The organism is Bacteroidia bacterium (genome assembly GCA_025056095.1).
Classification (GTDB): Bacteria; Bacteroidota; Bacteroidia; order JANWVE01; family JANWVE01; genus JANWVE01.
Genome location: JANWVW010000010.1, coordinates 20,575 through 30,845 on the forward strand (window position 1 = coordinate 20,575; position 10,271 = coordinate 30,845).

General features: G+C 37.6%; 9 protein-coding genes. 5 read left to right on the plus strand and 4 right to left on the minus strand.

Annotation, left to right across the window (positions count from 1 at the left end; genetic code table 11):
- Window positions 1-72 precede the first annotated feature (72 nt).
- Complete coding sequence (locus tag NZ519_01635) at window positions 73-579, minus strand: hypothetical protein (protein MCS7027441.1); 507 nt, start codon at window positions 577-579, stop codon at window positions 73-75.
- A 35-nt stretch (window positions 580-614) separates the two neighbouring features.
- Window positions 615-1,229 (minus strand): TauD/TfdA family dioxygenase, encoded by a 615-nt coding sequence (locus tag NZ519_01640; GenBank protein ID MCS7027442.1) that lies wholly within the window; start codon window positions 1,227-1,229, stop codon window positions 615-617.
- 164 nt (window positions 1,230-1,393) lie between these two features.
- Here NZ519_01640 and NZ519_01645 point away from each other — a divergent pair, with 164 nt between their 5' ends.
- Window positions 1,394-3,202 carry an RNA repair transcriptional activator RtcR family protein gene (locus tag NZ519_01645; GenBank protein ID MCS7027443.1) on the plus strand — a complete coding sequence of 603 codons (1,809 nt, stop codon included), beginning with the start codon at window positions 1,394-1,396 and terminating at the stop codon, window positions 3,200-3,202.
- Window positions 3,203-3,223: 21 nt separating this feature from the next.
- Window positions 3,224-4,402, plus strand: a complete 1,179-nt coding sequence (locus NZ519_01650) for an RsmD family RNA methyltransferase (protein MCS7027444.1) — start codon at window positions 3,224-3,226, stop codon at window positions 4,400-4,402.
- Between the two features lie 139 nt (window positions 4,403-4,541).
- Here NZ519_01650 and xerD read toward each other — a convergent pair whose 3' ends face one another.
- Window positions 4,542-5,471, minus strand: coding sequence for a site-specific tyrosine recombinase XerD (xerD, locus tag NZ519_01655; GenBank protein MCS7027445.1), 930 nt, complete (start codon window positions 5,469-5,471; stop codon window positions 4,542-4,544).
- The gene (rimK, locus tag NZ519_01660) at window positions 5,464-6,363 is read right to left on the minus strand and encodes a 30S ribosomal protein S6--L-glutamate ligase (GenBank protein ID MCS7027446.1); all 900 of its coding nucleotides are present in this window, start codon (window positions 6,361-6,363) and stop codon (window positions 5,464-5,466) included. Before rimK ends, xerD begins: the two co-directional genes overlap by 8 nt.
- 130 nt (window positions 6,364-6,493) lie before the next feature.
- Between rimK and NZ519_01665 the strand changes: the two genes are divergently transcribed.
- The 3 genes from NZ519_01665 (at window position 6,494) to paaA (ending at window position 10,096) form a co-directional block, all read left to right on the plus strand.
- On the plus strand, window positions 6,494-7,993 hold the full coding sequence (locus NZ519_01665; GenBank protein MCS7027447.1) for an OB-fold nucleic acid binding domain-containing protein: 1,500 nt from the start codon (window positions 6,494-6,496) through the stop codon (window positions 7,991-7,993).
- Between the two features lie 4 nt (window positions 7,994-7,997).
- Window positions 7,998-9,011, plus strand: coding sequence for a M28 family peptidase (locus tag NZ519_01670; GenBank protein MCS7027448.1), 1,014 nt, complete (start codon window positions 7,998-8,000; stop codon window positions 9,009-9,011).
- 98 nt (window positions 9,012-9,109) lie between these two features.
- Window positions 9,110-10,096, plus strand: a complete 987-nt coding sequence (gene paaA, locus NZ519_01675) for a 1,2-phenylacetyl-CoA epoxidase subunit A (protein ID MCS7027449.1) — start codon at window positions 9,110-9,112, stop codon at window positions 10,094-10,096.
- Window positions 10,097-10,271 lie beyond the last annotated feature (175 nt).

Sequence of the window (10,271 nt, forward strand, 5' to 3'; positions counted from 1 at the left end):
ACAGGAATTTAGTAATAAAAAAGCAGGTAGAGCTTAATCTACCTGCTTAAGTGCATGTTTGAGCGGTGTTACTTACTTATAGTCAGCACAGGCATGCCAACAACGATCTTCACAGTCATGCCAACAGTCTGTATTCGCATCCCTTGCCATATCCTCACCGAAGGTTTCAAAGTAAAGCGCTTTGGTACGACAGAAAGCTTGTTTTAAGTTTTCGGCATCTTGTTCGCCCCGCATACCGAAGTAAGGGAAGTGGTGCAAGTAGTGTCCGAATATTTTTTCGCAATCTTTGTGGTATGCGCGGGTGTCAAGAATGTGATAGTGCCAGAATTTGTCCATGATTCGGTTGGGTACCATTCCCTTACCGTACTTTTTACAGAGATGCAAGTAACGCTTGTACTCTAACTCTGCACTTTCGCATTGCTCTTTTGTCCAATTTTCCCCTTCTTCGGGGTCCTGCAGCTTCATTTTAACCATTTCAAGGTCAATTGAAGCAATCTCAGGGGCAATACCTTTTTGAATAAGGTATGCCACGCGCGCCGCACTGATAGGCGCAGGATAGATTAACTCTGCTGTTTCCATATATGTATTGAAATTAAAGGCAACGCTGTAAGTATTTAGCTAATCCAATATCTTTTTAGCCAACGTTTTCTATCTCCTCCAATTTGCGTCCTGGCATGTAAAATTCTTTGATTATCAATAACTAAAACATCACTTGGCTGTAACTTGAATCGAACAGGATTAGCTTTTTGAATAGCTTGCTCAAAGGCTATCAAGGCAGGATTATTTTTGTCCTCTTCGTTAAGTAGCCAAAAGGAGTAATAAAATAAGCGTTTTCCATTTTGATACAAAATTAAAGGGTGAGATTCGGGATCATCTTCAAAAACTTTATGTTCGTACAAATGTATTCTCGCCAAAGAATTTTGATGCTCTATTTCTAGCTGCTCAAAAACTTCATTTGCATCTAAAAGTAGTGTCTCACCGCCTTGGCTACACTGTTCTATACAGTACCAGAGAATGTATTTTGCTCGGGAGTGGTCAGTGTGAAATCTTAAGGCTTTGGCAGAAGTTACTAACGCTTTACTCTCGGGCTTAACTTTCACATCAGTAACGAATATCACCCTACCTAACATGTCTAGAATTTCTTCCAAGCTTTGAACAGGTACTTTGGGAATATACAGGTATCCTATTTTTGCCAAAGTCTCTGAAATGTTTGCTACGTTTGGGTACATAATGTTTTCTACCTTACAATATGTCAGATATTGTACCCTTCTTTTTCATTTCCCAAAAGTATATTGATTTTGAGCTATTTAATTTTTTTACATTGAAAATAAAAAAGCATATTTTTGTAGCTTAGGAAAAAAACTTCCTATCTTTGAATAGAGCTGCTTTGATCATGAAGAAAGAAAAGAAAGTTTATATTACTTGGCATTATACTCGCCATGGGATTGTGTATTTAAAGCACATCTTAACTTTATTTTGGCAGAAAGGACTATCCAAAGACATACGCTTCAAAAACGCTGAACAAGTGCAACTTATGGACTTGTTCAATAATCCCAAAAGTAAGAAATGCAAAAAGTTTGTATTTGATGAAATAATTTACTTTACAGCGCCCCAACCTGCTTTTGATGGACTAGAATCCCGCCGTTTTTTCTATAAAAAAAGCATTTTAGAAGACAACCTTATCATAGAAAATGGACTTATCCCTGTATTTCAAGACCTTATTTCCGATGAAAACAAAGATATTTGCTACAATCTTGACCTTGAAAAACAATATGTAAAAAACAAATATCCCGAGCTTTATGATAAGTTTTTGGAATTTTTGTGGAGAAATATCCACCATTACAGTATAAAAACCCAGATTCAGTGGTTACTCAATGATACGAATTTCAAAAATGTATATCATCAAAATCAATTTAAGGAAGTAGAGCTACCTATTCAAGATTTACGCAATGAACAGCAGATATATGAACACCTTTCCAAGTACATAACTAAAAACTTGGATTTTACAGATAACACTGAGTACATTATTAACATCACTTTGGGAAGCGCTGAAACTCAAACTGTATGGTACTTGCTTTCTGAATTAGACAAATTACCTCCTAAACATAGGTTCATCAAAACGTATGACAATAAAACCGTAGAGCGTGAAGAGCGTTTCAAACCTTTTGATGTGGTAGAATATCCCACAAAGTTACTGTATGAGGTAAAAAAGTTCTCCATTATTGAAAACACTAGTTCAGAAAAAAGAGAGTTGATTAACGATCTATTTGATACTTTTTTCAGGACACCTTTTAGTATTTTGATTATTGGTGAAAGAGGATTAGGAAAATCTAAATTGATTAAAGAGTTTGCTATAAGGCACAAAATACAGCCCTTCATTGAAGCAAATGCTGCTTCATTTGCCGATGATATCATGGCAGAAAGTGAACTTTTTGGCTACGAACCTGGAACTTTCACAGGAGGACTGAAAAACGGTAAAAATGGAATGTTAATAGAAGCTAATAACGGCGTATTCTTTTTAGATGAAGTGCATCACCTTTCCATGAGTGTGCAAAGTAAATTACTCAAAGCACTTCAAAAAGACGAAGAAGGATTTATGCACGTAAGAAAATTGGGTTCAAATAAAGAAACTCGTATAAAATGTAAGTTGATATTTGCTACGAATAAGCCCATACAGGAACTAAGAAACACCTTATTTTACGATTTTTACGATAGAATTGCCCAACATATTTTACGTATACCTGCCCTGCGTGAAACTCCTGAAGATAGAGAAAAAGACTGGGAAAATGTTTGGATGCAAATGGGCTTCAGTAATATCCCATGCCCAAAGCATCAAGAATTTTTGTCTTGGCTAAAAAAATTGGACTTGCCTGGAAATTACCGAGACCTGCAAAAAATTGCCATTTACTACAAAACCTATTTAGATTTTAAGGATGAAATAAAGAAAAACCTTAAAGCTAAGTCTGCTTTTGAATATGCTAAACAGCAATATGAGTCTTTTCATACCACTCAAATTCCTAATGCAGGATATCATTTTGAATACAATAAAACTGCGAAAGAGTTAGAAGAAGCTTTTCATTTTCATTTGCAGGAGTGGGCAATTAAAGCGTATAGTAGTCGTAAAAAAGCAGCAGAAATACTTCAAGTAGATGAAAGAACCTTAAATAACTGGAAAAATAATTCCACAAAAAATAGTAAGTAATTCCTGTGTGCTTAGTGTATTATGGACATATACGACTTTATTCTTGAACATGAACACCAAAACACCGCTGATTTATCGCTACAAAAGCAAAAATATATTCACCGCTTACAGGGCTATGACTGGCAGTGGTTAGTTCAACAAATTGAAGGCAGAAAGGTAGCAAAGTCAAAATTACCTTTTTTGTATGCGCATAAATACATACAATATCCTTCAAAAATTTCACTAGAACAGTGCAGCAGCGAATTTACTGCCCGATACAAAGCTTCTTTGTGCAAAGGTAAAACGCTGATTGATATTACAGGAGGTTTTGGAATAGACTGTTTATTTTTGTCTAATAGTTTTGAGGTTGTTACGTACGTAGAAATAAGCTCAAATTTAGTGGATATTTTTAGACACAATTTATCTGTATTGCATATTAAGAACATTCAAACTCATAACGCCGATGGATTAAAATTCTTGCAACAGTCTAACCAGCATTATGACTGGATATACATAGATCCTGCTCGCCGAAGTGCGCAAGGTAAAAAAGTATTCTACTTGTCTGATTGCGAACCTGATGTTTTAGCTTATTGGAACTTACTCAAAACCAAAGCGAAAAACATACTTATTAAAACTTCGCCACTTTTGGATATTTCATCGGTTTGGCAGTGCTTACCTATTACTAGCACTTATGTTTTAGCTGTAAAAAATGAAGTTAAAGAAGTTTTATATCTAATTAAGCAGGACAGCGCGCCTTCCGAACATATCTATTGTGTAGATATAGACAACGAAATTATTCAAACTTTTGAAGGAAACTTGAAGGCAGAGCGAGAGACACTGGTAGGGTGCGGAGGTATTGAAGCTTACTTATACGAACCAAGCAGAGCAATTCTAAAAGCTGGACTTTTTAAGTCTGTGGCACTTTTTTATGGACTACAAAAGATAGCGCCAAATTCTCACTTATACACTTCGCACAAGTACAATTCTACTTTTATGGGCAGGGTATTTCAGGTAGAACAAGTCATACCCTACCGAAAGAAAACATTTGAGCAAGTCTGCAAAGTAAAAACCCTTAACATTATAGCTCGTAACTTTTCTGATACTCCTGAGCAAATAGCGCAAAAGTTAGGCATTCAAGTGGGCAGCATGGAAGATTATCTTATAGCTACAAAGGATAAGCACAATCAGCCCATTTTAATACTTGCTAAACGTTTGAAGTAGAATAAAACTTTGTTCTTAGATAGATTGTCTTCTAGTGTTTATTTTTTATGCGTGCTTTATAGGCGTTTAACTGCACTTCTGCCCACAAAAGGGCACGCCCAAAACAAAAAATCATAATTCAAATATCCAAAAAATTATTTTATTTGGTCTGTTTTGCCATTCTGGGGTGATACTTCTGATATTCTTGATGCAAAAATGAAGTATCTACGTGGGTATATATTTCCGTTGTTGTAATAGAAGCATGCCCAAGTAGGTCTTGTACAATTCGTAAGTCTGCCCCATTTTCTACCAAGTGGGTAGCAAAAGAATGCCTCAACGTATGCGGACTGATATTTTTAGAAATGTTTGCTAGCCGCGCAGCCTTTTTAATGATATAAAAAACCATAACTCGGGTGAGCTTACCCCCGTTTTTGTTCAAAAAAACAACGTTTTGAGCTGAAAGTTTAACTTTTTGTTTTTGTCTGACTTCTTTGAGATAGCGTTCTATCCACTCTATTGCCCACTGCCCTATGGGGACTAAACGTTCTTTATTACCTTTGCCTTTTACTTTGAGGTATTCAATTTCTAAAAAGAGTTGGTCAAAAGTAAGGTTTATAAGTTCGCTTACGCGCAAGCCGCAGGAATACAAGGTTTCTATAATTGCGCGGTTGCGAATATCCTGGGGAGATTGTATAGGCAGTGCATTAAGCATTTGCTCAACCTCTTGTACAGAGAGTATATCAGGTAAAGTGCGGTGAATTTTTGGGCTTTCAATGTCCGAAGCAGGGTCAGTAGAGGTATATTCCTCAATAAAGAGATAGCGATGAAACAAACGAATGGATGCTAAAATTCTAGCTTGAGTTTTTTCACTCAAACCTAACTCTCCCAATTGATACAAGAATTCTCGTACATGCAGGGGGGATATCTGCTGCGGTAAAAGCTTGCGCTCATCTTTTTCAAAAAATTGTTTGTACTTTTGAATATCGGATAAATAAGCACTCAATGTATTTTGTGCAAATCCCCTTTCTACCTGTAAATAAACTGCAAATTCCTTAAAAAGTGCATCCCAAGATAAAAGTGACTTATGCATTTACTTTTTCGGTTTGTGTATTTACGCTTTTTTCTACAAACTCAATAATTTTACCTGCGATATCTATTTTGGTAGTTTTTTCAATACCTTCTAAACCTGGTGAGGAATTTACTTCCAACACTTTTGGTCCTTCTTTGGAACGAACCATGTCTACACCCGCAATATTTAAGCCCATGCTTTTAGCGGCTAAGAGTGCTGTTCTTTTTTCTTCTTCGGTAAGTTCTACTAATACTGCTTTGCCCCCTCTATGAAGGTTTGACCTAAATTCACCTTGTACACCTTTTCGCATCATAGCTCCTACTACTTCTTTATCTATAACAAAAGCACGAATGTCTTCACCTTGGGCTTCTTTGATAAACTCTTGGACAAGAATGTCTGTTTCTACATCATAGAAGGCTTCAATGACGGATTTTGCTGTACGATTTGTTTCAGCTAGTATCACGCCTATGCCCTGAGTACCTTCTAAAAGTTTAATTACCACAGGAGCACCGCCAACAAGTTGAATTACATCATCAATGTTGTTAGGATGATTAGCAAAAGTAGTTTTAGGAATACTCACGCCATCTCTAGAAAGTATCTGTAAGCTGCGAATTTTGTCGCGTGAGCGGACTATAGCTTGAGAATTATTCGCACAAAATATTCCCATCATTTCAAATTGGCGTACTACTGCCGTACCGTAAAAAGTTACTGATACACCAATACGCGGAATAACTGCGTCTATGCCCTCTACTTTTTTTCCACCATAGTAAATTGCAGGTGCATCTTTCTCTACTACCATGTAGCATTTGGTATGATTGAGTATGACAGCTTCGTGCCCACGCTGCTTGGCTGCTTCCACTAGGCGTTGAGTGGAATAGAGCTTGGGGTTAGTGGATAAAATGGCTATTTTCATACAATATGCAACAAAATAACAAAAAAACTTTGAACTATCCTTGAAAAAAACAGAAAAATTCTTACTTCTTTTAACTGCTAGCTATGAACAAACTTTTATATCAAAGAAAAAAACTTCTATTTTTGCCCCAATGAACACAAGAATTATAGATTTACCGAAACACGAAGGTAGCATTGTTACTGTACAAGGTTGGGTATATAACATTCGTGAAAGTAAAGGTATTAAGTTTTTAGTTATCAGAGATGGATCTGAATTTTGTCAAGCAGTAGTTACTCAATCGGAAGTAGATGAAAACGTATGGCAAAAAGCGGATCAACTTACTCAAGAAAGTTCTTTGTCAATAACAGGTAAAGTAGTTCCTAATCACAGAGATAGGTTTCCTTTTGAAATTCAAGTGCAAGATTTGAGTATTTATCAAATTGTGAAAGACTATCCTATTACACATAAAGAGCATGGTGTAGATTTTTTGATGAATCACAGACATTTGTGGTTGCGTACGCCGCGCCAATGGGCAATTATGCGCTTGCGTAACCGTGTGATTTACGCAATTCATCAATTTTTTCAAGAGCAAGGATTTGTACAAATGGATGCTCCTATCTTTACAGCTAATGCCTGCGAAGGAACAAGTACTTTATTTGAAACAGACTTCTACGGTGTACCTGCTTATCTTTCTCAATCGGGGCAACTTTATGGCGAAGCAATGGCAATGGCAATGGGTAAAATTTACACCTTCGGACCTACTTTTCGTGCAGAAAAGTCTCACACTCGCAGGCATTTGAGCGAATTCTGGATGATAGAACCTGAAATGGCATTTTATGACTTAGATATGAACATGGATTTGATAGAAGCCATGCTCAAATACATTATTCAAACTGTACTCAAAGATTGTCAAACAGAGCTCAAACTCTTACAAAGGGACACAAATAAGCTCCAAAAAGTAGTAGACCAACCTTTTGTACGCATGACCTATCAAGAAGCCGTAGAACTGCTTAAGTCTGATAAAACTCAAGCACTTTTAGAGAAAGATATGCAAAATGCTCAACAAAAAACTCAAGAACTGCTTGAAGAACAAAAGCAATTGCAAAAAGAGCAAGGTAGTGCTAAAAAATCACGTAAAGCTGAAATTGACCGCAGAATTCAGGAGATTAACGCTACGCTTAAAGATTTAGAAGAGTTGATGCGAAATATTCCACAATGGATGAAGTCTGCAAGAGAATTTGAATTAGGTAATGACTTCGGAGGTAGTGATGAAACTGTTCTTAGTCGCCATTTTGAAGTACCTATTATGGTACACCGATATCCCCATGAGGTAAAAGCTTTCTACATGAAACGCGATCCCAAAGATAGCCGTTGGGCTATGGGCGTAGACGTACTTGCCCCAGAAGGCTATGGTGAAATTGTAGGCGGAGGAGAACGAGAAACTGACGAACAAGTCCTTATCCAAAAAATTAAAGAACATAACTTACCTATGAGTGCTTTTGAATGGTATTTAGACCTACGGCGATTTGGTTCAGTACCTCATTCAGGTTTTGGATTAGGCTTAGAACGTTTAATCGCATACATTGCTGGGCTGCATCATGTCAGGGAAACTATACCTTTCGCTCGGTATTACACTCGTTTAACACCTTAATCCTATGAAATTGAAACATATTTGTAAAGGACTACTATTGTTTGTAGCACTCCACTTGATAAGCTGCCAAAAGGGCTTGAAAATGCAAAATCAAGATACGGAAAATTTACCTGATAAAAACGCTACCAACCCAGCAAAAGATGTGTACGTAGGCCAGTTCAATGCCGATTCAGCATATTTTTTTCTTGAAAAACAAGTCAGTTTTGGTCCGCGTGTACCCAACACACTTGCGCATAACCTGTGCGGTGCATACTTAGTTACCACTTTATCTCGTTTTGCAGATAAGGTATATGAACAAAAAGCCACCGTAATAGCGTATAACGGTTCACCTTTACCTTTGTACAATATCATAGGTGTTTTTAATCCTACCCATAAAAGAAGAATACTTCTTACTGCACATTGGGACTCTCGCCATACTACAGACCAAGACACAGATAAAACTAAAGCGGTTTTAGGTGCTAACGATGGTGCAAGTGGCGTGGCTGTTTTATTAGAAATAGCCCGATTGTTAAAGCAACATCCAATTCAAAATATAGGTGTAGATATTTTGCTCAACGATGTAGAAGACTACGGCGCTCCCGAAGGCTATCAACCTGAAAAAGAGGATACCTATTGTTTAGGCAGTCAATATTGGGCAAAAAATCCACATATCAAAGACTATACTGCGGAGTATGCTATTGTTTTAGATATGGTAGGTGGTAAAAATGCTACGTTTTATCGCGAACAAATATCAGATGAAACTGCACGTGCATTAGTAGATAAAATTTGGAATAAAGCAGCTCAATTAGGTTACGGAATTTATTTTCTAAACGAAAAAAGTAATGTAGTGATTGATGACCATTTGTACATTTACAAAATAGCAAATATCCCAGCAATTGATATTATTGACTACAATCCTAGCCGCCCCAAAGGTTTTCCTGAATATTGGCATACTCAACGAGATAACCTTTCTAACATAGATAAAAACACGCTAAAAGCTGTGGGACAAACCATTTATGCAGTGTTGAGAGAAATGTAGCTCTGAATTTATGTTTTTGTTGTGCTTTTTGTGAATTTTGTGGTTTTATATTTTGTTTTTTACTTGAAAATATGTAACTTTACAGTGTGTAAAAAAGTATGTACGGGAACTTATCAAATGTAGATGAAATAAAGCACTCTATCATAGCCGATGAAGATCCTGAAAAGTTAGCAGAGTTTGAGGCTCGGATAGAAAGGGGAGAGAAAATAGAACCTCGCGATTGGATGCCCAAAGAGTACCGCAGGCAACTCATTAGAATGATTGAGCAGCATGCCCATTCAGAAATTATCGGTGCTTTACCCGAAGGCACGTGGATTACTCGCGCCCCTGGATTTAAGAGAAAAATGGCACTGATGGCAAAGGTTCAAGATGAAGTAGGGCATGCACAACTGCTTTACAGCGCCGCAGAAACCCTTGGCAAATCTCGCGAAGCAATGATACAGGACTTACTCAATGGTAAGTCTAAATACTCCAATGTATTTAATTACCCCGCTGAAACTTGGGCAGACACTGCTATTATTGCATGGTTAATAGATGCAGGGGCTATTATCAACCAGGTTACTAACTCCAAAGGTTCTTACGGACCTTACAGCAGAGCCCTAGAGCGTATCTGCTACGAAGAATCTTTTCATCTTAAATATGGCTATGATAATGTGCTAACCTTAGCTTCAGGGACAGAAAAGCAACGTAAGATGCTTCAAGATGCTCTCAATCGCTGGTGGACGCCCATCATGCACTTCCATGGACCACCTGACAAAATTTCTCAACACACTGCTATACTCATGCGATGGAAAATAAAGATTAAAAGTAATGATGAGATGCGACAAGAATTTTTAGATACTTATGTGCCTAAAATTCTTGAAATTGGTTTGACTATACCTGATCCCAACTTGCGTAAAAACCCCGAAACAGGAAAATGGGAGTACACTGAACCCGATTGGGAAGAATTTAAGCGAGTAATCAACGGGCATGGACCTTGCAATGCTGAGCGCTTAGCTGTGCGCCGTAAAGCCGAAGAAAACGGCAGATGGTTGCGTGAAGCCGTCAAGTCATTGACAGATAAAAAGACTGTACCTTTGGCATAAATTCAAATAACCGAGCTTACAGGACTAAATCAGTGTATTTGAGGGCAACCTTGCTTGTGCAGGTTGCCCAACTTTTTGAGTTAGTTTCGTGCTAAGTCTTTTTGGGCGTGCCCCTTGCTGACGCAAGGGTCGGGGCATTCCGCACTGCGCTTCGCTTCGGTACTTCGCTAACGCT